A 23,971-nucleotide genomic window follows, 5' to 3' on the forward strand; every position below is an offset into this window, starting at 1 on the left:
CGCTGTGAGGGGCTGGGCAGTCTGTGGCTTCAACGCCTCAGAGCGCGCAGACAGATAGTTTGCGACGCTCTGATTTGCGACGCTATGACTCGTTGAATGACCGCAATGTGAACAAAACTTCGCCGTCGGCGAAATTTGAGTGCCGCAGTTCGTGCAAACGCGTGCCAGCACAGAAGCACATTGTTCGCAGAACTTCGCCGCCGGGCCGTTTTCGTGCTGGCAACTCTGGCAAATCATTTAGGTCCCTGAAAAATCGTGACCACGGTACCGTCGAACACCATTGTCAACAAGCTGGTATTTTGGGCCGACTGGCTACGCCGACGGCCACGGCTCCAGTCGATCCAGAGCCGCCGAGATCTGTCTGATGCGATTAGAGCTTCGCTGACATTGTAACCGTGCCGGGCGCGCATGGGCCGGGTGAGGGGGAGAGAGCCCAGTCCTCCCTTGAAGCCTCGCACGAACTAGTCGGCACGCCCAAAGCAGGACGGACTAGCAAAGCCAATCCACGATTTTTGGATGATCGTGTGGGCGGAGGTTGCGGCCACACCGCCGAATCGGAGAAGCCTCAGGCGCTGATATCTGCGTAACCGCCGGAGGATTCCTGCGCAGTTGAATAGCCCACAGAGCGCGGCGAGATGGCCTGCTGTCGTTCCGCCATCATTGCTTCGAAGGCCGCGTCCAGTTGCGCGCGGGTATAGTCTGTCGACGTCGTCTGACGTGGTTTCCATGCAGACTGCGTGATCGCCGTGGATGCCTTCTCGACCGTGCCGCCGACGGCCTTCGCGATATGCTCCGCACGCCAACGCGCCAGATCGGGGCCGCCGCTCAGGCCGGGAGGATCTTGCAGGTCTGCGACCTTGGCCGCGGCATCGTTCGTCATCGCCGAAGAACCGCCGTTATAAAGGGTTGCAACAACCTTGCCGTTGACCTTGACGGTCGCATAGATATTTTGCGGCGCATTGTCGGGCACGTCAGTGACGACGTTTGCGTCAGCGGCTTGTTTCCTTAGCCAACTCGCCGCCATCCGGTCGCGAAGCTCGGGGATGTCCCTGATGACCTTCAGTCCCGAGATGTCGAGTGCCTTGACGGCCGAAACTGGAATTCCCGGCTTGGCATTTCCTGCTGTCGCGCCTGCCTCTGCACCAGCCACAGGCAACGCATCTGCCGGCGTCAATGTCGTCTTTGATGGATACGCTTGTGTGGGACGCAAATAGCTCCCGGCACCGGCCATACTCGTAATCATGGATACACCCTTCCTCGGCAATTTAAGGGTGAAGGCAATCACCATGCCAACGCGGAAATCATTGATAAGGCTGGTGTCCTCCTTCCTGAAGAAAGTTAGCGCGCCGGAAAATCTTGCCCACAACGGCAGGAATTTCCATTCCTGAGGGACTAAAGATATCGATGTGATTGGATCAGCAGATTACGCCGTTGGCTGATCCGTTTACGAAGTGGCAGACTGGCGGAGCAATTTTCACATGCCCTTGCGCAGATGGTAGATATTTCATATATTTCTACCATCAACGAGGCGGCCATGCACCTGAATATCAAGAACGATGAAGCACATAAGCTCGCAACCGAACTGGCGAAGCTCACCGGCGAGAATTTGACGTCTGCCGTAACCTTGGCGCTGCGCGAACGCCTGGCCCGGGAGCGCCGGCGCCGAAACACCGACGATGTCGCCGCGCGTTTGTTGAAGATCGGCAACCGGTATGCGGCCTTGCCCGACAGCGGACGCAGCCCGGAGGAGATTCTCGGTTACGATGAGCACGGCCTGCCGACGTGATCGTCGTCGATAGCTCAGCCGTCATCGCGATTTTTCGGCAGGAAGATGATGCCGCGCATTATGCACGGTGTATTGCGGCTGACGATGATCCGCTCATATCGGCCGCGAATATTGTAGAGACGTCGATTGTCCTGCGCGGTCTGAAGAAAATCGCGCCGGATAGGGCCGAGCGGTGGCTTGATGAATTCATCGAAACAGCGGGCATCCGGATCGAACCGGTAACGCGGGAGCAGGCGGCTATAGCCCGCTTAGCTCATCGCCGGTTCGGAAAGGGGACCGGCCATGCCGCGGCTTTAAACTACGGAGATTGTTTTTCTTACGCGCTGGCGAAGGCCATGAATGCCCCACTACTTTGCAAGGGAAACGACTTTCCCTTGACCGATATTGGTATCGTCTGACGGAGCGCTTCTACCTTCGTGCGTCGAGCTATGTCACAAGGTTACGCGCGTGACGAGCCCATGCTCAAGCGGATTGATGCAACGATGTGACTTTTCTCGGTACTGAAATCAAAGGCGCTTACTCAAGCTCAGCGTCATGATTTCGAAATCTTGGCTATGGAGGGTGCGCTGAATGGAACCGGAACGATATTTTGCTGGAGACATCACCATCGTTCTCGCTGATGGATCGCGTGTGCCTGCCAATTGACTGCAGACGAAATCTACGCGGAAGGCAAAGAGATTTGTAGAATTTCCCTTGAGCAAGGCACCGAAGTGAGAGTTGCCGAGTCGGAAGAAGATTTCTTTGAAGCGTTGAAAAGACTCCGTCTCGACTTGGAGAAAACTAGCACATTGCTTCATTGCTTTGGCGCCAGCGAGAATGTTTATCCCTCTGGAATGCAGAAATCGATGGGGCCAGCGATTTTGGCTTACAAGATGCGCATCGGTTCCCCGACCTCACGCCACGACATTGTCAACATTTTCGAAGCTGATGAGACTGTTGTTCCATCTACGGTAGAGCAACAAGAGCGATTTCGTCAGAGGTGGATAGATAGCCTTCGCAATTTAGCCTAGATGCGAGCTACCCATTGGAGGCGTCACCACGCACAGTGAAGTCAGCTCCAGCCCGTGAGCCCTTGCGAAACCCATCACTTGCCGAACGGGTTTGATGGGTATCGCTTTCGCTCCACCCATCCTACGAATCCGACGACTCTAATGATCCTCGAACTCGTCTTCCTCGTTGACCTTGCTGTTGCCCCTGAACCAGCGCGACACCGACTTCTTGGCTCCGACCGATCCGGTCGAATACGGATCGCGTGACGCATAGGGATTGCGCTGCCCGGCGCGCGCGGCGACCTGGTCGCCCGGCACGGCGGCGGGCTGGCAGATGGTGCGGCGGGAGGCACGGCGCATCAGGTCGACGTGGATGTGATCCTCGTGGTGGGAGTTGGAGCCCGGGGCCAGCACGGTGTTGAACTGCTGACAGGCGGCCCCCTGCACGTCGCGCAGAAAGCCCTGCTCTTCCGGCATGCCGCGCCAGCCGCCCTTGACCGTGATGCGACGGCCGTCGGCGAGCGTGAAGGCCGCGATGTCGAGCGCGTTGCCGAAGGCATGCTCGGAAATATGCGCGTGCGGACTGCCGTTCATGCCGCGGCAGGAATACGCCGAGATCTGCTTGATTTCGACGACGCGCACGCCGAACCAGCGCATCGCCGCCGGTTGCACGGAATCGGTGAGCCAGCGGTCGAGCGCCGAGACGATCGGGCACGCCAGCGTCGCCGGCGGTTTCATCGAGACCTGCCCGAAAGCGCTGACGGAATTTCCTTGCGCTGGCCCGAGCCGCGGCGTGGCCGGGTTTGCCGCCGGTGGCGAATAGGATGGTTGCGGATACGGCGCAGAAGAGGGCGCCGCGTAACGGTCGCGCGGCGGATGGGACGGTGCCGCCATATAGCCGCCTCCGCGCGATGCCGGCGCGCCCTCGGGCGGCAGGTCGACGTCATCCTCCTGCGTGGCGATGCCTGGCGCGGACAGCGAGATCGGGCCGTTCGACGGCGCGGCATAATTCGGCTGGCGCGGCGCCGGATCCGGATAGGTTCGCGGATAGTTTCCTTGATAGTTTCCTTGGGGTTGAGCCGCCGCTGGCGCGCGCGCGATCGGCCAGCGCGGCTGATTGCCGATATTGCCGGGCGGCCGCAGGCTTTCGTCGGCAAAGCCGAAGCTGGTGATGTTTTCGCCGAGCGCCGCCACTTTCAGCGGATATTCCGCGCCGCACACGCCGGGACCGGAGATCGGGTCGATCCGAACCAATTCCGGGCTCTCCTTGACCGCGCCGGACTTCAGGCAAGCGACCTCGGCCTCGGCGCGCCACGGTTCGCGCTCGGCGGACTGAAAAAATCCGCGGCCACAACCCGCTAGCGAGACGAGGACGAAGGAGCCGACGAGATACAAACGAACTCCGCGCGTCATCGCTCGCACGTTCAACTAATTTATTTAAAGACTCTTCAACATGTTGATTTTACGAATTTTTTACCATGTTTTCGGGGGCTGCCGCCTGTGGAGAGCCGATGGATGGACAGCAACACTGACTTTTTGGGCCGGGAACGCTTTGCTAGCCTAAAGTGTTATGTGCGGGCACGACGTGAACCTAGGGAGCTGTCCTCAATGGATTTCGCAAGTCCTCTCGTGAGCAGACTTAGCGTTGTCACCGCGTATCTTGCACTCGCCTTCGTCGGCGCGATTGTGCTTGGCGTGTTCTAGACTTTCCCGTCCAGACATGGACCTGAACGCCCGGTGACGATGTCATCGGGCGTTTTCGTGAGCTGACTTAGCGTCAAGAGCGAAGAATTGATGAAGGCTCTAAGAGCGCTGCCCGGACAATGTCTGCCATGACGTCACCAGGCTGTCGGCGCGGCGCGTGATGCGGCTCCAATTGTTGCCGGAGCAGTAGAAGCGGCCGAGCGCGCAGGCTTCGACGCGCAGCGTGTTGATCCCCTTCATCGATATCGTGCCGTAATAGGTCTCGCCAGAACCCTGGCTGTAGACGCCGCCGGTCCATTGCCTGTCCGTTTTCGGCTTCATGTTGATCAGGATCGCTTCGCCCTTCTCGTTCGATGAACCGAGCACAAAGCCGCACAGCGCATTGCCGCACTTGGCGATCCGCACCGATCCCTTGCCTTCGGTCTGCCAATCGCCGATCGGAGAATCAGACGGCTCTTCCTCGGCCCGATGCGCGACGCGCTCGACCTGCGGCGCAGGCTGCGCGGTCTCGACCGGTTTTGCGGCCGGCGGGGGCGGCGGCACCGGAATCGAATCCTGTTGAACGGGTGGCGGCGGAGGTGACGGAGGCGCATCGACGATCTGGCCTCTCGATGCGGCCACCGTGTAAACGGCCGGCGGCGGCGCGGCAACGATGGTCTTGGCCGGCGCCGTGGTCGCCGGCGGTGCGGGCGGCGAAATCGTCTGCGGCGTAGTTGGCCCGACCGTCTGCGGCGCGGACGGCACGGGCTTCGCCGGTACGGGCGCATCGCGCTCATCGTCGTAGCGGTCACGCTTGCGGCGCCAGTCGAGGTTTCTGGAGATCGACATCCTGGCACACGAGACCGAACGGCAATGCCTGGAGGATTCGATCTGCACCCGATGGCGGCCGACGTTGAATGAAATCCCGGCGGCATAGGCCGAAGAACTGAGCGTGATCAGCACGGCGAGAAAACAAAATCGTTTCATCGAAGCCTCCCCGCAGGTGACGCGGAAAACTAGCCGCGGGGAGCCTCGACTGGATGTGATTTGAATCACCGAGCCGCGCCGTCGCGGTGCTTCCGGCTGTGGCGCTCCCGGGGCGTCTTGTGACGTACATCACAGAACGCCTCCCTCGCGCCGCGTAGGGTCCGCGCACATTCACCGCCACGCGCTCACAAGCCGCTCAGGAGCCAGTCATGAAGAAGCTCTACATCCTCGCCGCATTGTTGATGGCCACCACCTCGGCGCATGCCGGCGGAATTACGCTCCAGATCAACGGCGAGCGCGTTCGCGTTGAAGCGCCGCGCAACTGCAACGCCATCTCCTGCATCAAGATCACCGCGCCCGGCTATAACGGCACGCTCGGCAATGTCGATCTCAAGGGCATGGGCTCCAAGCGCAAGGACGACGACGATGACGCCGTGGCGACCGCGCCGGCGGCACCGGCAGCACCCGCTCCGGCCCAGGCCACCGCGCCGCAGCCTGCCGCTCCCGCCGCGACTGCGCCCGCCCCCGCCCAGACCGTTGCCGCCGTCACGCCGGCACGGACCGAAGCTGCACCGCCCGCTCCGCCTCCGCCACCCGCGCCGATCGCTACCGCGCCCGCACCCCAGCCGGCCCCGGTGGCCGCAGCCGCCGCGACCGATCCGAACTCGCCGATCGGCATCTGGGCGACGGAAGAGAACAAGGGCAACGTGCGCATCGAGGAATGCGGCGCCAATCTGTGCGGCTATTCCGTCAACACCGGCGCAAGGATCCTGATCAACATGAAGCCGCAGGGCAGCAAGTGGACCGGCCGAATTAATGATCCCGACAGCGGCCGCAACTACGACTCGACGATCGCGCTGAAGAGCAGCAATACGCTCAAGGTCCAGGGCTGCGCCTTCGGCGGCATGTTCTGCGGCGGCCAGACCTGGAAGCGCGTGAGCTGATTACCTTCTCCCCGAGACTTGAGGCCCTGTGGTTCGCCACAGGGCCTTCTTTATGCGCATCGTCAAATTGCGCCGGGTACCGTCACTTCATACGATTAAAAACCACGTCGAACTTTTGCTTTACGACAACTTGGTCGTAGACGCCTCTCAGACTGTCACTCGCGGCATCATATTTGAGTGTGTAAGTTGAGCCGCCGTAACCGCCAGCGCGTAATTCAAAGAATAGCTTGAGCGCGTTTCCGTCGCGGGTAACTTCTGCGGTGTGAAAAGGTAGCAGCCTCGGATTGGCATAACCGGCGTCAAGCTTGCCGTTTTCATCAACCGCACTGATGTTGATTACATATGGGCCTTCGGTTCGCGCCCACCGGCCAACCAGTACGCCAAATGCCGGTACTGCCGAGCCGGTGGGCGCGACTGGCGGTGTCTGCGCCAGCGCACCGCTGCCGAACACCGCACCCATGCCAGCAAGTGCGATTAGGCCATTTCTAATGGCAGCGTTTCGCTTCTCTTTCGTCGATTTGGTACACTTCATCATTGCAGCTCCCAAAGTGATGCAAGGATTTGCCCGGCGCACCGGCCCAAAGCTCGGCGCCGCTGCCTCCAAGATCGCCGGGGTGCCGCAAGTTCAATGCCCTGCCAACGAACTTACTGGTGGAGGCGCCGATCGAAAGGCTCCGCCACGCTCAGCTATCTCCCAACAAGACCGGCGTTTCGGCGTTGCGGCAATAATACGAGTTAGTTTGGGGCCCTTTTCTTTCGGCTCGCGCCCTTCAAAGCACTTGCCGAGGTCGTCACTGATCCATCATTCATTTGAAGACAGGTCAAGAGATCGACATAACTCGCTTCGCCGGCAACCGTCGCCTCTCCCTCACACTGGGCTCTGACAGCCGGGGAATACGAAGCCCAGATCGGGTCCAATTGTTGTCGCGCTGAATGCTCATCGCTCATACACTTGTCGAAACCTTGAGGTAAGGCCAAACCCATCGCTTTATCGGCTTCTACCGATCCTCTGCAGGTAGCCTCGACGTTGAGTTTTGGGATGGCATCGGAAATGGGCGTCAACAATTGAGTACTCACCAATTGAGTGCTCACCGCAATTGCCATGATTGCTGGGTGCATGGGATGTCCTTTCTTTAATAACAGCGGGACGTGCAACTGCGCACGCCCCGCTCGACCCGCCCGCCGCGACTAGCCGCCGCCGGCTTTGACTCGTGGCGGATTCTTCATATCCAGCAACGGTACGGAGGAAATCTCCCTGCTGTACCTGGAATCCATAGCTGTCTTCATGGTTTCTCCTTCCGTCCAGTAGAAAACGTCGGATCGACTAGACCATGCGCGCCGCCACTCTCCTGCTCGTTCTACTTGCTAGCGCGTCGAAGCCGACATGGCTTGTTGAGCGTTTTTCAGTAAGGTCCTTTGACGGATGCCGAGGCGTACGGAAACGGAGTGGCACATTTCCCGGTTGATCTAGATCAAGGCATGTCCGAGTCGGCCCGAATACCGACCTGATTCCCATGCCTGCACGCTGACGCATGCTTCTCGTGCTCTGTAACTCAGCCGAGGAGCATGGCCATGCACCTTGCGTCGATACGACTATGGCTTAACGAGTCCGCGGGCTAGCTTGCCGCCCGGAACTGAACCTCGCCGTTGTTCAGAAAACATGTCTTGGTGAAGAGGCTCAGATCCAGCGGATTCGGCAATCTGACATCTTCCAGATCGGGGCATGGTTTCTTCAACGGATCGTACGAGCGATCGATCTGGGAGATAAAGACGAAGATCAGCCCGCGATCGCGAGCGAACGACTGCAGGGTGCGAACCTGAACCATCAATTCCGGATTCTCGCGCTTCTGGTCGAGCAGCTGCAGATAGTCCACGACCACCAGGGTGCCGCGAGGCGCGCCTGCCAGCCGCTTGACGATGTAATCCGAACTTATTTCGTCGGAGCTGTCGAATTCAAACAGGCCGGCAAAATCCTCGCGCGCCACGCCGATGGCGCGGAAACGATCCAGCATGTCCTTCTCGGTATACTCCAGCGTGAAGAACACGCCTCGACTGCCGGACTTCATGGCCTGCACGGCGAGTTCGAGGCTCATCAGGGTCTTGCCCTGGCCCGGGCGCGCACCCACCAGCACCAGGTCGCCGGGAGCCAGCCGCGCAAACAGTTTTTCGGCGGGCGCGGTTGCGGTCGCTTTGGCCGCGAGCAAACTCCAGCCGCCAAAACCCTCTTGCCTGGCAACGCGGTCGAGCGCCTCGTGCAGCGGGATATTTTCTGCACGGGATAGACGTTTGGCCTTACGCTTCAAGTGATAAAGGGGCGCAGACAGCTTCATCGAAGAACCTCCTATTGCGAGCAATGATCACAACCCCTCCTTATGCTTGGGTAGCTCGAACAGTTGGTTCGATGATCGCAATGGCCCCGCATGAATGATGCTTTCCCGACGGAGGGGGGAGGCATGGGCCGCGCCAGAATCAGATTATAGCCGATCCGTGCCGAAGGGACATTGCCAACCTTGGGCGAAGTTGCGGAAATGTAGTGGACACGGCTCCGACGTCTCGTAGTTCTCCTTTCCAACGAGGCGTTACTTTCGGCGCGCAACTCGCAGCCCAATGCGACATCAAAGCGCCATGCCCGCACCCCGGGTGTGGCGCTTGATCGTTGTGCGCTCGCCCTGACACCAGGCGCGGCGTTCATCCCGCATTCAGCCTGATGGCGCTGAAATCGGATTCCCGCCTTCTGCCTTCCCCTCCGTGAACGGAAATACCCGATGTCGCGCCAACTTTCCTTCGCGCTCGTGCTGCTTGCTTGCGGCACGCTGATCGGGGCGGGGCAAGTTTTCGCAGGTCCTTCCGGGCCGACGCAACTGGCGCAGGCACAGACCGAGCCTTCGCAGCCGGCCGCACCGGCGACGACCACGCCCGATCCCGCCACGCCTGACGCCACCGCGCCTGCCACTGATGCGCAAGCGCCCGAGGAGCCGGTCGGCAACGTCGCCACCGTGACCGGCCGCGCCAGCGTGATCCGCAACGACAAGACCACGCCGCTCAAGATCAAGGACGACATCTATCTCAACGACGTGGTGCAGACTGGAACGAATTCCGCGCTCGGCATCACCTTCATCGACGCCACCACCTTTAATCTCAAGGCGAGCACGAAGATCACCATCGACAATTACGTCTATGAGGACGGCGGCAAGAGCAACGCGGCGATCTTCGACGTCGCCAAGGGCACCGCCGCTTTCGTCGCCGCCTCGGTGGCAAAGACCGGCGACATGAAGATCACGACGCCAACGGCAACGCTTGGCATTCGCGGCACCACCGGCCTCGTCGAAGTGCCGGAGGGTGCGGCCGCCAACAATCCGAATAACGTCGCGGTCAAGCTCTATCCCGACGCGGACGGGCGCGTCGGCCGCATCGAGGTCAACGACCGCGCCGGCGCGCGGCTCGGCTTTCTGACGCAGGGCGCAAGCGGCTTCACCATCCGGCCAGGTAGCGGCGGCGTGCGCTTCGCAGCGGTGCCGCTGGCGATTCCGCAAGCGGTGATTCTGCGCGATCAGGGCATTGTGCGTCGGCTTCACTCGACGCAGAATTTCGGCCGGCAGGTCGTGTTCCAGCAGCGCGAATTCCGCCGCGCCAATCCCACCTTCGTCAATCCGAACCGGCCGATCCGGCAATTCCAGCCGGGCCAGCCGCGGCAGAATGGCCTGCCAGGGCAGCACCGCCCCGGGCAACAGCAGCCTGGTCCCGGACAGCAACCGCCCGGTCAGTTGAACCGACCCGGTCAACCGCAAGCGCCGGGCGCGCCCAACCGCCAGGGACAGCAGCAGCCGGGTTCGCCGCTCCGCCCGGGTACGCCGCCGCGCGCCGGACAGCCGCAACGCCTCGGGCTGCCAAATCAACTCGGTCTCCCACCGCGTGCGGGACAACCGCCACGATCCGATTTGCCGCCACAGCTCGGCCTGCCGCCGCGCGCGGGCCAACCGCAGCAACCGCATGTGCCGGCGCAGCCGACCGCGCCGCAGGGACGCCCCGGGCTGAACAGGTTCGGCGCTCCCGGACTGCAACGAGCGCCCGGCATTCAGGGTGCGCCTGCCGTGCAACGTCCGGGATCGCCTGCGCCGAGGCGGCCAGCGGTCGCGCCGCAACGGGGCAAGCCGCCGCCAAAGGAGCTGCGGTAGTAGAAATCGAACGGACCGGCCCGCAAACGCTCCACAACCCAAGCTGGGTAACGACGGACGGCTGGTCAACCAACCAGAAAGTGTGCGAGTATTTTCGATGTAGCAGACGCTAGACTGATTAAGTGCGCCTTTCCTAGGATCGCAAGATTTCTATGACGGACATATTTGTAAGCTACTCATCGGCAAATTATGCACAAGCCCAAGAACTTGTCGCCGAGCTCGAAGCCAATGGCTTCGAGGTATGGTGGGACACGTCGTTGATCACTGGTAACCGATTTGGCGATGAAATCACCAAGAGGATCGACGAAGCTCGTGCAGTTATCGTTATCTGGTCACCGGAGTCCGTCAGTTCCGACTGGGTACGATGGGAAGCTACGCGCGCCAACGAGCGAAAGGTTCTCATTCCGCTGCGTACACCAGAACTGGCCGTTCGCAGCATCCCTCCGCCCTTTGGCGTCATCCAAACTTCACTGCTTTCCAACCGAGTCGCGATTTCGACCGCCTTGGCTGCGCTCGGGTTAGTACGCCGAACTGGCTACGTGGGGCTGCCCAGCACCCATTTGGTTATTCTGGTACACGGCATAAACACGCGAGGCCTGTGGATGGGCAATGTAGGGCCGGCTCTTGAAGATGCCGGCTTTGCGGTGGGGGCCACAAGCTTCGGGAGATTTAGCCTTTTTCGCTTCCTTGCTCCGTTGCCCTGGTATCGTCATCGCGCAATTGCTCGCGTCGAATACGATGTCAAGCTGGCCATTGATCTTTACCGCCGCAAAGTGGGCAAGCACCCCGAAAAATTGTCCGTCATAAGTCATAGCTTTGGAACCTACGTCGTTGCGGCAATTGTGGCGCGTAATCCAGACATGAAATGGTACCGCGTGATTTTTTGCGGAAGCGTCCTGCGCGAGGATTTTGACTTGGGCAGCATAATGCACCGCTTCGAAGATCCGCTCCTCAATGAGGTTGGCATCAACGATTATTGGCCAGTCTTGGCCGAAAGCGCGGGCTGGGGCTATGGCTCCGTCGGGTCAACCCAATTTAACAGGCCTGGCGTGTTCACGCGCTGGCATGAACGTTCTCGCCACAGCGCCTTTTTGACGAAGGAGTTCTGCAGAAGATTTTGGGTGCCATTCCTCCGAGGAGAGAGCCCAAGACCTGAAGCTGAACCGGCCAAAATGCCTCCGTTGATTCGGATAATCGCGTTGCTGCCCCTGCGGTGGCTGATCCTCGCAATTTTCCTCTTCGGCGTTTTCTTAGCTGGATCTGTGATTCTGCAAATGACAGGAGAGTTCAATGTCTATTGCTCAGCGGTCAAACTTCTTACTACAGACACTTTTCGTTGGAACTGCTCTTAATTTGCTCATGCTTAACTTGGTGGCGACCCGAGCCAACGCGCAGCAAGATTCCTGCGCCATGGCTTCGATCAAATCGGGTGGCACAACAACTGATCAAGCAGAAGCCAATTTCAAGAAACTAAATGAGTGCTTAAGCGCTCTCACGCTCAGGCTAGTAAAGGCCGAGACCGAGCTGGCGAAATTACGCAATGGGCTACTCAGCGCAGCGAGTGAGCGCAAACCTGTTGGTGGCCTGAAACTCGACTGCCCAGAGGGTTATTATCTGACGTCGGTACAGTTTCAGGATCAATCTGGCCTTGCGCACGGCGCCCTATGGGGACCAAGCGCGACTTGTGCAAAACTCAACGTTGGACAGGCCCGTCCGTAGCCAACGCCAGCTCGGACGTTTCGTCATCCAAGACTAGGCTTCCGCGCCACGGGCCCCCCGCGCAACCTCAGTCTAGGTGATCACTGTCCCTTGGGAAACAGTGAACTATTCCCACCTCAGCAATCTAGCTAGACCTGCCCTCAGAAAATGGGATCAGGCCGCGCCCCGCAGCCAGTCCCGTACGCGCTGAAGCAGGTTTCTGCGCGGCTGCTCTCGCCTCTGCATCTCGGCCGGTTCGACGGTTACCGGCTCTATCTCTGGCGCAAATGACGGCGTGACGGCCGGCTGCGCTTCCTCGACGGATGCACCCGCGGCCGCATCGATCACGTCAGTCACATCCTCTTGCGGCGCAAACTGCGGCAAGGGCTGATCGATTGGGGGCGAAGCAGGCGCAGGAGTGACTGCCGGAGGCGCTGTGACGTCGGCTCGCCGCGTCCGGCGCTTTTCCGGCGCCGGTTGTTTGGCCCGTGCTTTCCGGGTGGTCGCGGCATGCGCCGCCGCGGAGAGTGCAATCGGGCCTACATTTTCAAGAAACGCGCGCTCGTAATCGCGGGAGAGCCGGTCGACGGCGTCCGCAAGCGGCAGCCAGTCCACGGCCTTCACGTCTCGCATCAGCTCATGAACCGCGCCACCGCGCGCTTCCATGCGCCAGTAGTGCACGACCTTCGAGCCGCCGCTGGTCTCATAGACCAGCGTGCCCAGAAATTCGTGCACGGAAACATCGTGCCCGGTTTCTTCCATCACCTCGCGTTCGGCAGCCGCGCGCGGCGTCTCGCCGTCGTCGAGCTTGCCCTTGGGCAGCACCCATTCATTGCGCTTGCGCAGGCGCACCACCGCGACCAGCGGCGTCTCTGCCGGCCGCAGCACAATGCCTCCCGCCGCCAGCACGGGCGTTCGCGCCATCTCTCTTCCCGTTTCCCGATTTCGAATCTCGCGACCATATAGCGACAAGCGGCCGCAAAATCGAGATCAGGAATTACGGTTTTCGCAGCAGCGGCTCGCCTGCGTGAACGCGCCCGCCTTCCACGACATTGTCGGCGAATTCGAAATGTTCCGGCGTCAGCACGATGATAGTCGAGCCGTGCTCGAACCAGCCGAGTTCGTCGCCCTTGCGCACATTGGCATCGCAGGGAAACACGGTCGGGCCTTTGCTCTGCGCGTTGAGCGTGACGTCGAGGAAATGCAGCCGGATGCTGGCCACCAGAATGGCGGCAACCGGCACCAGCGTCAGCGCTTCGCCCGACGGCAGGCGCATCTCGAGCACCGCCCGCTCGTTCTTGCAGAACAGCCGCTCGACCCGCTTCAGCGCGATCGGATTGACGTTCCAGACGTCGCCATGGATGAACGTCACGCGCTCGATCTTGCCGTCATACGGCGCATGAAAGCGGTGATACATGCTCGACGTCAGCCGCAGCGTCAGGAAGCGGCCGTTGCGATGGCTCTCCACCAGCGCGGGATCGCCGAGCAGATCCAGCAGCGAATAAGGCGCGCCCTTGATCTGGAACAGTTCGGTATCCGCGATTCTGCCGAAGGCGCCGATGATGCCGTCGGAGGGGCTGACCACGACGGCGGGATCGGGATCGGCCGGGCGCAGCCCCGGGCGGAGTTCGCGCGTAAAACAATCGTGCAGGCTCTTGAATTCGGTCTTCTTGGCTTCCGACAGATCGAGATCTGAAAACAGCCGCCAGCACGCGATCGAGGTATCGCGCACGAACGGGTTCTCGATCTTGCTGAACCAGCCCATGAACCGCGTCAGTGCAGCCCGCGGGATGCGGTTGGTCAGGAGGAAATTGAGATCCTCCTGTTGCGTGAAGCGGGCGATCAGGCCCCTTATTGTCATCAATCTGTCAGCAGGATTGGCTAGCGCTTCAGGCATGGATTCGTCCCTTCCGATTCTTTCGCTGTCCGCCGCTGCGGTCGTGAGCGCCGCGGCAGTCTTCCCCAAATTGCAGGCGCGGCTGGCGCTGTCCCGCGCCAAGCACCGTTCGCTGGCCGGACATTCCAAAATGTCCAAAATGGTCGCGCGGCTGCTGCCGCATTACGAGTTCGATATCGACGGCTTCTTTTGTTCCGACGGCGCGCCCGGCAACGTCGCCATGCAGCGCCAGGACGCCTTCTTCCGCCTCGCCCGCCTCTATGAGGAGCGCTACGCCAAGGGCCGGCAGATGACGGCGGAAGCGGCTGCGCACATCTCCGATCTGCAGTTCACCGAAAGCTACCGGGTGCCGTTCCAGTACAGCCGCCTTGTCCGGGAAAATCTCGGCACCGGCGCCTTCATGCAGTCTTCCGCCGGCGTCACCGTCACCGACGTCGACGGCAATGTGTTCTACGACCTGACCGGCTCCTACGGCGTCAACATCTTTGGAAATGACTTCTACAAGGAGTGCATCACCGAGGCCGAAAAGCGCGCCCATGCGCTCGGGCCCGTGCTCGGCCCCTATCACCCCGTCATCACCGACAACGTCCGCCGGCTGTGCAAAATCTCCGGGCTCGACGAAGTCTCGTTCCACATGTCCGGCACCGAAGCGGTCATGCAGGCGGTGCGGCTGGCGCGCTACCACACCAAGCGCTCGCACCTTGTGCGCTTCGCTGGCGCCTATCACGGCTGGTGGGGCGACGTGCAGCCCGGCGTCGGCAATCCGGTTTCGCCGCACGAGACCTATACGCTGGCCGACATGTCGGAGCGAACGCTGCATGTGCTGCGCACGCGCAAGGACATCGCCTGCGTGCTGGTAAATCCGCTGCAGGCACTGCATCCGAACGCCAACGCGCCCGGCGACTCCGCGCTGGTCGACAGTTCGCGAAAAGGCAATTTCGATCGCGCGGCCTACACCGAATGGCTGAAGAAGCTGCGCGACGTCTGCACCGACCGCGGCATCGTGCTGATCTTCGATGAAGTCTTCGTCGGCTTCCGCCTCGCCGCCAAAGGCGCCCAGGAATATTTCGGCGTCCGCGCCGACATGGTGACCTACGGCAAGAGCCTTGCCGGCGGACTTCCGGTCGGCGTCGTCTGCGGCCGCAAGGAGCTGATGCGGCGTTTTCGCGATGACCGCCCCGCCGACGTCTGCTTCGCCCGCGGCACCTTCAACTCGCACCCCTACGTGATGACGGCGATGGATGAATTCCTCAGCCGCCTCGCCAGCCCCAATTTCAACGCCGTCTATCAGGGCCTCGACGAGACCTGGAACGGCCGCGCCGAAGTGCTGAACGCGCGGCTGGCGGCAAACGATCTGCCCGTCCGCGTCAGCAACATCTCCTCGATCTGGATGGTGCAATACACCGAGCCGTCCCGCTACAACTGGATGCTTCAATATTATCTGCGCGCCGAAGGGCTGGCGCTGAGCTGGGTCGGCACCGGCCGGCTGATTTTCAGCCTCAACTACACCGACGCGGATTTCACTGAAGTCGCCGACCGCTTTGTCGCGGCCGCCGAAAAGATGAAGCGCGACGGCTGGTGGTGGCACGATGCTTCCCTCACCAACAAGAATATCAAGCGGCAGATTTTGAAAGAGCTGCTCGCCAAGAGGTTCGGGCACTGAGGCACCAACGCCTGTCGTCATGGCCGGGCTTGTCTCGGTCATCCACGTCATTCTTGTTGCTGCTATTGCTGTCTCCTCGTCATTCCGGGGCGATGCGAAGCATCGAACCCGGAATCTCGAGATTCCGGGTCTGGTCCTTCGGACCATCCCGGAATGACTGTGCTAGAGACGTAGATGCCCGGCACAAGGCCGGGCATGTCGGCTTCTTCGCTTGCCCAACACTCACGCGTGCTTGACGTGCTTCTCCAGGCCCGGATCAATCAGTTCGCCCTTCATCAGCGCCAGCGGCGCCCTGTAGTACAGCTTGAGGTCGCTGAAGGGGTCCGTTAGGATCTTCGTCATCCAGACCAAACCTGTCTCGACGTCGCGGATGAAGAACAGGTGCACGGTGCGGAACAGCAGCCCGCCGATGCCGACCGCGAGCCAGATCTTCGCCACCTGGCGCATGAAGTCTGCCGTCGAGGTCCATGGCGTGAACAGGCCGAACAGCGTCGGATCGAGATACAGGACCAGCGGCGACAGCGCCCAGATCGCCATCAGCACGACCTTGCGCTGCAAATTGTAGCCGACCTTGATCTCTTCCTTGTGCTCGTGGGTCGCGTGGTTGACGTGGTCGTAACCGCGCGGCTCGAAGAAGAAGTGACCGGCCTGCCGCGTCGTCATCGAAACCAGCCAGCCGACCAGCGCCGACACCACGGGATCGAAGAACAGCATCGCATAGGCGAACAGGAAGCTCGCGGCGCTGACGAAGTGCAGCGACTGGTTGATGCGGCTGTGGTGATAGTAGCGATGGTCGTCCCAGCGCTGGGTTCGCAGTTCCTGCAGGAAGTCCTTGATCATTCTCTACCCCCCAAATGCTTTCGGGTTTGTGTTTACTGAGATTCGATGTCCGGCATGTGACATCATCATGTTGACATGTGACGGCTTGCAGCGACGCGATGACGCAACAGCAACCGCTACGCGTCAGGCTGCCGCAGCGACGTCGACTTTGCGAAAACGCACCAGGGAGAAATGGCCGAGCGGCGGCACCAGGCGGCGCTCCGCCAGTTCGATGCCGCCCGCGCCGGCCAGCCATTGCGCATAGCGCGACCAGGCGAATTCAGCCGTGCGGAAGCCGAGCGGACGCACCACCGGCTGCAGCCGCTGCTCGATGAAGCGGCGCATGCCGGCATCAGCGCTGACGCGGGTCAGGATGATGAGTTCGCCGCCCGGCCGCAGCACGCGGGCGAATTCGTCGAGCGCCTTTTCCGGGTTCGGCACCGCGGTGACGACATACTGCGCCATCACCACGTCGAACGAATCGTCGGGGAATTCGAGGTTTTCGGCGTCCATCACCGCAAGCCCCTCGACGTTCTTCAAGCCGAGTTCGTCGACGCGCTTCTTCGCCTTCTGCAGCATCGCCTCCGAAATGTCGGTGCCGAAGATGCGCAGATGCGGCGCGTATAGCGGCAGCGAAATGCCGGTGCCGACGCCGACCTCGAGCACGCGGCCGCCGATCTTGTTGGTCGCCTGGATCGCCGCCTTGCGGCCCTTGCTGAACACGCCGCCGAACACGAGGTCGTAAACCGGCGCCCAGCGATCATAGGCCTGCTCGACCGTTTCGCGGTCGAAATCGAGCTGCCTCGTGCCGTCAAGCTTGATGATGTCTGCCATGGTGGTCCTGCCTTCTCGTCTCACTCGTATGACTGGTTTGATATTCAACCCTGTACGGCGCTCGCGGCGGGCGCCCGGCGCACCGGCCGCAGCGCGCGGCTTGGCTGCAGCGCCGTCAAATTACCGATGAACTGCCGCGCGCTGTTTTCCCAGGAACGCGAAAGCGCAAAATTCCGGCAGGCCTCGCGCGACATCGTCAGCGCGCGCAGGCACGCGCTGCGCAGATCGGTGTCGATCGCGCCGATCGGATGATCGGCGATGACATCCTTCGGGCCGGTGACCGGGAACGCCGCAACTGGCGTGCCGCACGCCAGCGCCTCGAGCTGCACGACACCGAACGTATCGGTGAGGCTCGGAAACACGAAGACGTCGGCGGCGGCAAGATGCGCGGTCAGGTCCGCGCCCTCCTTCTCGCCGAGGAAAATCGCGCCGGGGTATTGTTTCGCGAGCTGCGCCTTCTGCGGACCGTCGCCGACGACCACTTTCGATCCCGGCAAATCGAGCGACAGGAACGCTTCGAGATTCTTTTCGACCGCGACGCGGCCCATGGTCATGAAGATCGGCCGCGGCAGATCCAGCGTTGCCGGCGTGTGCGGGTTGAACAGCTCGGTGTCGACGCCACGCGTCCAGAAGCCGAGTTTGCGAAAGCCCCGCGCGCCGAGTTCCTGTCGCAACGAATTGGTCGCGACCATGACTGTGGAAGACGCGGCATGAAAGTGCCGCATCACCGCATAGCCGACGCTCGCCGGGAGTCCGGTGCGGACGGCGACATATTCGGGAAAGCGCGTCGTATAGGACGTGGTAAACGCAAGCTTGCGGCGGCGGCAATAGGCGCGCGCCGCCCAGCCGATTGGTCCTTCGGTCGCGATGTGGATGGCGTCCGGCACGGCTTCCTCGATCCGGCGCGCGATCTCGCGGCGGTTCGGCAGCGCGACGCGCAAGCCAGGATAGGTCGGCAGGGGCATCGACGGAAATCCGTCAGGCGTGAGAAAGCTGATGTCGGCGCCAAGCGCTGAGGCGCTGCGCTTAAGCGACGTCAGTGTGCGCACGACGCCATTCACCTGCGGATGCCACGCGTCGGTCGCGATCAGTATCTTCATGTCCCGGACCCGAGATTAATGATTCTCAAATCCGACGTTGGGACATGGATATTTCAAGCGTATGACGTCATCGTTCTGTAAGGTTGTTTTTTAAACCCAGCTCCACGCTTTTCAGGTAACGTGACAGAATGATGTCAGACCCGAACGACAATCCTGCACGATCCCGCCGCCGGCGACAGCGGCGGAGCTACGCGCTTCTGATCCTTGCCGCCGGCATGCTCGCCTTCGGCGTTGCCGCCGGCGCGCTGTATTACGCGCTGCGGCCGACGACGCTGCGGATCGCGGTGGGACCTGCCGGCAGCGAGGACCAGAAACTGGTCCAGTTGATGGCGCAGACGTTCGCGCGCGAGGGCAGCTCGGTGCGGCTGTCGCTGGTCACGACGGAGGGGGCGGCGGAGAGCATCGCGTTGTTCACGGCCGGCAAGGCCGATCTCGCGGTCGCCCGCGGCGACCTCAACCTGCCGGAGAACGCCGAGTCGGTCGCCATCCTGCGCAAGAATGTCGTCGTGCTGTGGGCGCCTTCCGGCCTTCCCGCCAAGGGCTCGAAGAAGCAGCCGACCCCCAAGATCAAGAGTCTCGATGAACTCGCCGGCCACCGCGTCGGCGTGATCGGGCGGACGCAGGCCAATGTCACGCTACTGCGCAATGTCCTGAAAGAGTCCGGCATCAATCCCGACAAGGTCACGATCAGCCAGTTCGCCACTGACAAGATCGGCGAAATGGCGCGCGACCAGACGATCGACGCGTTCATGGCCGTCGGCCCGCTCAAGAGCAAGATCACGGTCGACGCCATCGCGTTGACGGCTGCGGCCCGCGGCGAGCCGAAGTTCCTGCCGGTCGACGTCGCCGATGCCATCGCGAAGAAGAACCCGATCTACGAATCCGAGGAAATTCCCGCCAGCATCTTCGGCTCTTCGCCGCAGCGGCCGGAAGACAAGGTCGATACGGTTGCCGTCAGCCATCTGATCATCGCGCCGAAGTCGTTGTCGGACACGGCGGTCGCCGCCTTCGCCCGCCAGCTCTTCACCAACCGCCAGCAGCTCGCGCGCGAATTGCCGACCGCCTCGCAGATCGAAAAGCCTGATACCGACAAGGATGCCGCGCTGCCGGCGCATGCGGGAGCGGCCGCCTATATCGACGGCAACGAGCGCACGTTCCTCGAAAAATACACCGACTACATCTGGTTCCTGGTCCTGATCCTCTCGGGCCTGGGATCGGCCGGCGCCTGGCTGAAGCACTACTGGAACAAGGACGAGCGCGAGCAGTACATTGCCCATCGCGATCATTTGCTCGAGCTGATTGCCTCGGTGAGGAAGGCCGAAACGCCGGAAGAACTCGCCGAAATGCAAAGCGCGGCCGACGGCATGTTGCGCGAGACGCTGGATTGCTATGACGACGGCACCGTCGAGGAGAGTGATCTGTCGGTGATCGCGCTGACGCTCGAACAATTCCACCATGCGGTCGCAGACCGCCGCGCGGTGCTGCAGACCGGCGTTGCCGGGACGCCGCGAATGCGCGCTAGCTAGGCCTTACGGCTACTCCTGCCCTATCATGGCTACGCCGCAGGAACCCCATATTATCGACCCCCCAGGCGCTACTATGCGGGCTATCGCCCGTATTGGGCGGCGGGCTATGGGATGTACCGGGTTCGCCACTATCGCCGCTGGTGAACCCTTGCAAACAATCCCGGCCGCTCCCGTCGGCCGGAGTTTCTTAAGACAGAACCCTCGATGCGCCGCGTCGTAGCAGCTTGCGTGCCCCCGTAGCAGGCAGGGTACATCGCTGCGAGCTGCCTGCCTCGCAGAAAGATCGTGCGCGCAGACAAGCCGCCGCGACTGGCGATCCAGCGCTGGACCTGCGATGGATACATTGAAAAGAGCTCTCTGGTTGCTTCCGGGTTCGGAATAGCCCGTCCGCGCCTTCCGAAATCCCAGGCGGCATGGAAGGCGAACTCGGCATTCGGAGTCACACAGATCTTGTTGTAGGGGATCGTGCCGAGGACAATTGTGCAGGCGGAGGCGCAAAGGCCATCGACGACGATCGCGTGTCCTGACGCTCGCAATTTTTCATATCGATCTACGTAGCGGCCGATCTGACCGCCCCGGTCATCGGTAATTCGAACCAGCGCATGGCTTGCTTCCGCTCGCGCAAGCAAGAGCATTGCCGCGAGCACCGCGGTCAGACATTTCATGCCTCCTGCCCTCCACGCTGGTGGTGAGTACTCCGTCGACCGGACCAGCAGCATCAGATCGACGAACCGTTATCCGTGACGTGGAAGAGCGTAAGACTACTGTCTCTTTATGGACGTTGACTCAAATCAAGGAAGCGCCTTGGTCAGCACCCATGAATTTGACAGGTTCCCGCCCTGCATGTTCTGGGATCGAGAGGATCGCCATGGCTGAAACAACCAAACTCTCCGTCGAGAAGGCTCTGAAAAAAATCCGCTCCGCCGATCCGGAGTCAAAAGATGAGCGGCGCAACGCGGAGATGGAAGCGCTCGAAGAGGACATCAAGCGCATGAGAGCGCAAAGACTTCGCCTCGAGCGGCGACAACGGCAGACTAGGAGCTAGCGCGCTGGTCAATGCGCCGTTGGTCAAGCGAAGAAAGCCTGGGCAAGGGCTATGCCTGCTGGAGACAGGCAGTCGATCGATTCGCGGGCGAATGCCGATCCCCAAGAGCCGGCTGCGCTGGTCTCAAGATGAGGGCCGCGGCCGTCAACGAAACCTTAATGAAACAATTCCCTAACGCGACGAAACCATTTTGGCTATTTTGTGCAAATGTCCTGAAACGGTTCACCTGTACACGTTTCCCCAACGACGCGCCGAAAACGGCGTGACTGGGCGTAGAACAGGGGACGACCAATGTTTAATTCATTTAGCCTCAATACCCGCTTTGCTGCCGCCATTTTTGGCGCGCTGGCGATCGGCGCGACCGCATTTTCCGCACCTGCCGCGGCGGCTCCGCTGCCGCTGTTTCCGTTTTTCCTGCCGCAGATCGAGGCGGCCCCGCCGCCGGTGCAGGCTGCCCCCCGGGACGAAGAAGACCGCTCGGTCGAACTGCCGGCGCGCCTGCGTCGCCAGGTCGTGAGCTACCCGACCCGCGAGGCGCCGGGCACTGTTATCATCGATACCCCGAACACCTATCTCTACCTCGTGCTCGGTAACGGCCAGGCGATGCGCTACGGCATCGGCATCGGCCGCGACGGGTTCACCTGGTCCGGCACGCAAACGATCACCCGCAAGGCCGAATGGCCGGCCTGGACCCCGCCGCCGCAAATGATCGCCCGCCAGCCCTATCTGCCGCGCCACATGGCCGGCGGCCCCGGCAACCCGCTCGGCGCCCGCGCGATGTATCTCGGCGGCACCATCTATCGCATCCACGGCACCAACGCGCCGGAGACGATCGGCACCCGTGTTTCCTCAGGCTGCCTCCGCCTCACCAACGAAGACGTCAGCGATCTCTATTCGCGGGTCAGTGTCGGAACCAAGGTGATCGTGCTGCCGATGACGGATCGCCGCGCCGATCTCGGCGGCACCATCCGGGTAAGTCATTAGCGCTTCTTAATGCGAAAAAGGCGGCCCCGGCCTTCGCCGGGCCGTTTGTATTGATCTGATGCAGCCTCATTGCGCAGTGGCGTGGCCCTCGCCGCCGCTGTAAAACGATGTGGGGCGATTCATTGGGGATCCGGGGGGACGATGCGTCTGCCGATGCATCTCAAGACGATTTCGATTGCGCTCGCGGTCGTCATCGTCTCATTTGTGGCCAGCCTGAAGGTGATGGACTTCGTCGCGCCGCGTGCCACGAACCGGGCGCCGTCGCTCGCCGAATTGCCGCCGCTGCCGCCGGCGCCGCGCGCATCCACCGTGATGGCGCCGATTGCGGTGACGCTGTCGGCGATCCGCGACGCCGCCGATCGCGGCGCGCCGCGATCGTTCACCGGCAAGGCCGACAATCCGATATCGCAGATCCTGCAGAACGCCGATATCGGCTGGACCGCCTCGCGCGGGCCGATCGCAGCGACCGGCGCGCAGGACGTGCTGTCGCTGACGACGCCGCTGACCGGTACATTGAACGTAACCGGCTCGCTGTCGGCGAAGGCGACCGGTGCGGTCGGCGACGCGCTCGGCGGCCTGCTCGGCGGCAATGTCGCGAAACAAATCGGCAGCGTGAACATCAAGAACCTCAACGCCAGCGCCGAGATCAAGGGCAACGTCGTCATATCAGCGCGGCCGAAGATCGCCGCGAACTGGCGCATCGATCCGAATTTGGCGGCACAGGTCAATCTCGGCGACACCAGCCTCAGCGTGGCCGGCGCGCGCGTCAACGTGCCCGCGCAGGTGAAGCCGTTGATCGACAAAAACGTCGCCGAGCAGATCGCGCTGGTGCAGGCGCGCATGCGCAACGATCCGACCTTCGAACAGAACGCGCGCGTGCAGTGGGCCAAGGCCTGCCGCTCGATCCCGCTGCAGGGCACGACGGCCGGCTCGACGATGCCGACGCTGTGGCTGGAATTGCGCCCCACACGGGCGATCGCCGCGCAGCCGCGCATCGACGCTTCGAACCTTACGCTGACGCTCGGTATCGAGGCGGAGACCCGCATCACGCCGGGTGAGACCAAGCCCTCCTGCCCGTTCCCCGCCGAGATCGTCATCGTGCCGCCAACGCCGGGACGGGTCGCGATCGGCGTTCCCATCGACATGCCCTTCACCGAGCTCAACAGAATCGTGGAAGCGCAGTTCGCCGGAAAGACTTTTCCGGAAGATGGTTCGGGCTCGGTCGACGTCACCGTCAAGCGCGCCAGCGTCGCGGCGTCGGGCAATCGCCTGCTGATTTCGCTGCTGGTGAGCGCCAGGGAAAAGAAGAGCTTCCTGGGGCTGGGCGGCGAGGCCAATGTGCATATCTGGGGAAGGCCGGTGCTCGATCACGCCGAGCAGACGCTGCGGCTGACCGATATCGAACTCGCCGTCGAGTCGGAAGCCGCCTTCGGGCTGCTGGGCGCCGCGGCGCGCGCGGCCATCCCGCACCTGCAGAAGACGCTGGCGGAAAAGGCGACCGTCGACCTCAAGCCGTTCGCTGCCAACGCCCAGAAAAAGATTGCGGCCGTGATCGCCGATTTCCAGAAGAACGAGGAAGGCCTGCGGGTCTCGGCCGAGATCAGCAGACTGCGCCTCGCCGACATCGCCTTCGATTCCAAAACGCTGCGCGTGATCGCGGAAGCCGAAGGCGCGATCAGCGTCTATGTGACCGCGCTGCCGGGGCTGTGATGAGATCCGTAGGGTAGGCAAAGCGACTTGTCCGCCGTAGCTCAACGAGCGAAGGCGGAAGCGTGCCCACCGTTTCTTTCTCATGAAGATGGTGGGCACGCTCATGAAGATAGTGGGCACGGCGCGTGCGC

General features: G+C 61.8%; 24 protein-coding genes and 1 pseudogene. 12 read left to right on the forward strand and 13 right to left on the reverse strand.

Translation table 11 applies throughout. From position 1 onward, the window contains the following. Nucleotides 1–96: 96 nt before the first annotated feature. Nucleotides 97–237: pseudogene (locus C7G61_RS47395) on the reverse strand (zinc-ribbon domain-containing protein); the annotation flags it as partial. 328 nt (nucleotides 238–565) lie between these two features. Next, entirely contained in the window at nucleotides 566–1,366 is an 801-nt protein-coding gene (locus tag C7G61_RS15540; RefSeq protein WP_244608311.1) for a hypothetical protein, read from the reverse strand. Between the two features lie 168 nt (nucleotides 1,367–1,534). On the opposite strand from C7G61_RS15540, the gene C7G61_RS15545 reads away from it, so the two are divergent. From C7G61_RS15545 to C7G61_RS15555, 3 genes are all read left to right on the forward strand, one after another. Beyond that, a complete protein-coding gene (locus C7G61_RS15545) occupies nucleotides 1,535–1,786 on the forward strand; it encodes a type II toxin-antitoxin system VapB family antitoxin (RefSeq protein WP_108515730.1) in 252 nt (83 codons plus the stop codon). Further along, nucleotides 1,783–2,184 carry a type II toxin-antitoxin system VapC family toxin gene (locus C7G61_RS15550; protein WP_108515570.1) on the forward strand — a complete coding sequence of 134 codons (402 nt, stop codon included), beginning with the start codon at nucleotides 1,783–1,785 and terminating at the stop codon, nucleotides 2,182–2,184. The genes C7G61_RS15545 and C7G61_RS15550 overlap by 4 nt, the downstream gene beginning before the upstream one ends. A gap of 243 nt (nucleotides 2,185–2,427) precedes the next feature. After that, on the forward strand, nucleotides 2,428–2,796 hold the full coding sequence (locus C7G61_RS15555) for a hypothetical protein (protein WP_108515572.1): 369 nt from the start codon (nucleotides 2,428–2,430) through the stop codon (nucleotides 2,794–2,796). Nucleotides 2,797–2,934: 138 nt separating this feature from the next. On the opposite strand, the gene C7G61_RS15560 is transcribed toward C7G61_RS15555, so the two are convergent. Both C7G61_RS15560 and C7G61_RS15570 read right to left on the reverse strand, forming a co-directional pair. Beyond that, entirely contained in the window at nucleotides 2,935–4,188 is a 1,254-nt protein-coding gene (locus C7G61_RS15560) for an extensin family protein (RefSeq protein WP_108515575.1), read from the reverse strand. Between the two features lie 390 nt (nucleotides 4,189–4,578). Next, entirely contained in the window at nucleotides 4,579–5,445 is an 867-nt protein-coding gene (locus C7G61_RS15570; RefSeq protein WP_108515580.1) for a DUF2147 domain-containing protein, read from the reverse strand. Between the two features lie 209 nt (nucleotides 5,446–5,654). Between C7G61_RS15570 and C7G61_RS15575 the strand changes: the two genes are divergently transcribed. Next, a complete protein-coding gene (locus C7G61_RS15575) occupies nucleotides 5,655–6,389 on the forward strand; it encodes a DUF2147 domain-containing protein (RefSeq protein WP_108515583.1) in 735 nt (244 codons plus the stop codon). Nucleotides 6,390–6,471: 82 nt separating this feature from the next. On the opposite strand, the gene C7G61_RS45540 is transcribed toward C7G61_RS15575, so the two are convergent. The 3 genes from C7G61_RS45540 to C7G61_RS15590 form a co-directional block, all read right to left on the reverse strand. Next, the gene (locus tag C7G61_RS45540) at nucleotides 6,472–6,924 is read right to left on the reverse strand and encodes a hypothetical protein (protein WP_202975778.1); all 453 of its coding nucleotides are present in this window, start codon (nucleotides 6,922–6,924) and stop codon (nucleotides 6,472–6,474) included. Between the two features lie 200 nt (nucleotides 6,925–7,124). After that, nucleotides 7,125–7,508 (reverse strand): hypothetical protein, encoded by a 384-nt coding sequence (locus C7G61_RS15585; protein WP_244608312.1) that lies wholly within the window; start codon nucleotides 7,506–7,508, stop codon nucleotides 7,125–7,127. 497 nt (nucleotides 7,509–8,005) lie between these two features. Beyond that, entirely contained in the window at nucleotides 8,006–8,719 is a 714-nt protein-coding gene (locus C7G61_RS15590; RefSeq protein WP_108515585.1) for a DNA helicase, read from the reverse strand. A 435-nt stretch (nucleotides 8,720–9,154) separates the two neighbouring features. Between C7G61_RS15590 and C7G61_RS15595 the strand changes: the two genes are divergently transcribed. The 3 genes from C7G61_RS15595 (at nucleotide 9,155) to C7G61_RS43920 (ending at nucleotide 12,283) form a co-directional block, all read left to right on the forward strand. Next, nucleotides 9,155–10,564, forward strand: a complete 1,410-nt coding sequence (locus C7G61_RS15595) for a FecR domain-containing protein (protein ID WP_108515588.1) — start codon at nucleotides 9,155–9,157, stop codon at nucleotides 10,562–10,564. Nucleotides 10,565–10,716: 152 nt separating this feature from the next. Further along, a complete protein-coding gene (locus tag C7G61_RS15600; RefSeq protein ID WP_108515590.1) occupies nucleotides 10,717–11,916 on the forward strand; it encodes a TIR domain-containing protein in 1,200 nt (399 codons plus the stop codon). Next, complete coding sequence (locus tag C7G61_RS43920; protein ID WP_145963625.1) at nucleotides 11,855–12,283, forward strand: hypothetical protein; 429 nt, start codon at nucleotides 11,855–11,857, stop codon at nucleotides 12,281–12,283. The genes C7G61_RS15600 and C7G61_RS43920 overlap by 62 nt, the downstream gene beginning before the upstream one ends. Before the next feature lie 153 nt (nucleotides 12,284–12,436). On the opposite strand, the gene C7G61_RS15605 is transcribed toward C7G61_RS43920, so the two are convergent. Both C7G61_RS15605 and asd read right to left on the reverse strand, forming a co-directional pair. Next, nucleotides 12,437–13,186 (reverse strand): NUDIX hydrolase, encoded by a 750-nt coding sequence (locus tag C7G61_RS15605; RefSeq protein ID WP_108515592.1) that lies wholly within the window; start codon nucleotides 13,184–13,186, stop codon nucleotides 12,437–12,439. Nucleotides 13,187–13,259: 73 nt separating this feature from the next. Further along, on the reverse strand, nucleotides 13,260–14,123 hold the full coding sequence (asd, locus tag C7G61_RS15610; protein WP_108515737.1) for an archaetidylserine decarboxylase: 864 nt from the start codon (nucleotides 14,121–14,123) through the stop codon (nucleotides 13,260–13,262). 34 nt (nucleotides 14,124–14,157) lie between these two features. Between asd and C7G61_RS15615 the strand changes: the two genes are divergently transcribed. Beyond that, on the forward strand, nucleotides 14,158–15,822 hold the full coding sequence (locus C7G61_RS15615) for an aminotransferase class III-fold pyridoxal phosphate-dependent enzyme (RefSeq protein ID WP_108515594.1): 1,665 nt from the start codon (nucleotides 14,158–14,160) through the stop codon (nucleotides 15,820–15,822). Between the two features lie 222 nt (nucleotides 15,823–16,044). Here the strand turns inward: C7G61_RS15615 and C7G61_RS15620 are convergent, their stop codons facing one another. From C7G61_RS15620 to C7G61_RS15630, 3 genes are all read right to left on the reverse strand, one after another. Next, on the reverse strand, nucleotides 16,045–16,662 hold the full coding sequence (locus C7G61_RS15620; RefSeq protein WP_108515596.1) for a hypothetical protein: 618 nt from the start codon (nucleotides 16,660–16,662) through the stop codon (nucleotides 16,045–16,047). Between the two features lie 123 nt (nucleotides 16,663–16,785). Next, nucleotides 16,786–17,475: a class I SAM-dependent methyltransferase gene (locus C7G61_RS15625; RefSeq protein WP_108515599.1), complete on the reverse strand. Its 690-nt coding sequence runs from the start codon at nucleotides 17,473–17,475 to the stop codon at nucleotides 16,786–16,788. A gap of 44 nt (nucleotides 17,476–17,519) precedes the next feature. Then, nucleotides 17,520–18,575, reverse strand: a complete 1,056-nt coding sequence (locus tag C7G61_RS15630; RefSeq protein ID WP_108515601.1) for a glycosyltransferase family 4 protein — start codon at nucleotides 18,573–18,575, stop codon at nucleotides 17,520–17,522. Between the two features lie 131 nt (nucleotides 18,576–18,706). On the opposite strand from C7G61_RS15630, the gene C7G61_RS15635 reads away from it, so the two are divergent. After that, entirely contained in the window at nucleotides 18,707–20,101 is a 1,395-nt protein-coding gene (locus C7G61_RS15635) for a TAXI family TRAP transporter solute-binding subunit (RefSeq protein ID WP_108515739.1), read from the forward strand. A gap of 128 nt (nucleotides 20,102–20,229) precedes the next feature. On the opposite strand, the gene C7G61_RS46025 is transcribed toward C7G61_RS15635, so the two are convergent. Beyond that, nucleotides 20,230–20,766, reverse strand: a complete 537-nt coding sequence (locus C7G61_RS46025) for a hypothetical protein (RefSeq protein ID WP_244608314.1) — start codon at nucleotides 20,764–20,766, stop codon at nucleotides 20,230–20,232. A gap of 152 nt (nucleotides 20,767–20,918) precedes the next feature. Between C7G61_RS46025 and C7G61_RS44660 the strand changes: the two genes are divergently transcribed. From C7G61_RS44660 to C7G61_RS15650, 3 genes are all read left to right on the forward strand, one after another. Beyond that, nucleotides 20,919–21,146 carry a hypothetical protein gene (locus C7G61_RS44660; protein WP_190241840.1) on the forward strand — a complete coding sequence of 76 codons (228 nt, stop codon included), beginning with the start codon at nucleotides 20,919–20,921 and terminating at the stop codon, nucleotides 21,144–21,146. A 291-nt stretch (nucleotides 21,147–21,437) separates the two neighbouring features. Then, nucleotides 21,438–22,130: a L,D-transpeptidase gene (locus tag C7G61_RS15645; protein ID WP_108515603.1), complete on the forward strand. Its 693-nt coding sequence runs from the start codon at nucleotides 21,438–21,440 to the stop codon at nucleotides 22,128–22,130. A 141-nt stretch (nucleotides 22,131–22,271) separates the two neighbouring features. Beyond that, on the forward strand, nucleotides 22,272–23,840 hold the full coding sequence (locus C7G61_RS15650) for a DUF4403 family protein (RefSeq protein ID WP_108515605.1): 1,569 nt from the start codon (nucleotides 22,272–22,274) through the stop codon (nucleotides 23,838–23,840). The last annotated feature ends 131 nt before the right edge of the window (nucleotides 23,841–23,971 follow it).

The sequence above is a fragment of the Bradyrhizobium algeriense genome (assembly GCF_003062295.1).
In the GTDB taxonomy this organism is placed as follows: domain Bacteria; phylum Pseudomonadota; class Alphaproteobacteria; order Rhizobiales; family Xanthobacteraceae; genus Bradyrhizobium; species Bradyrhizobium algeriense.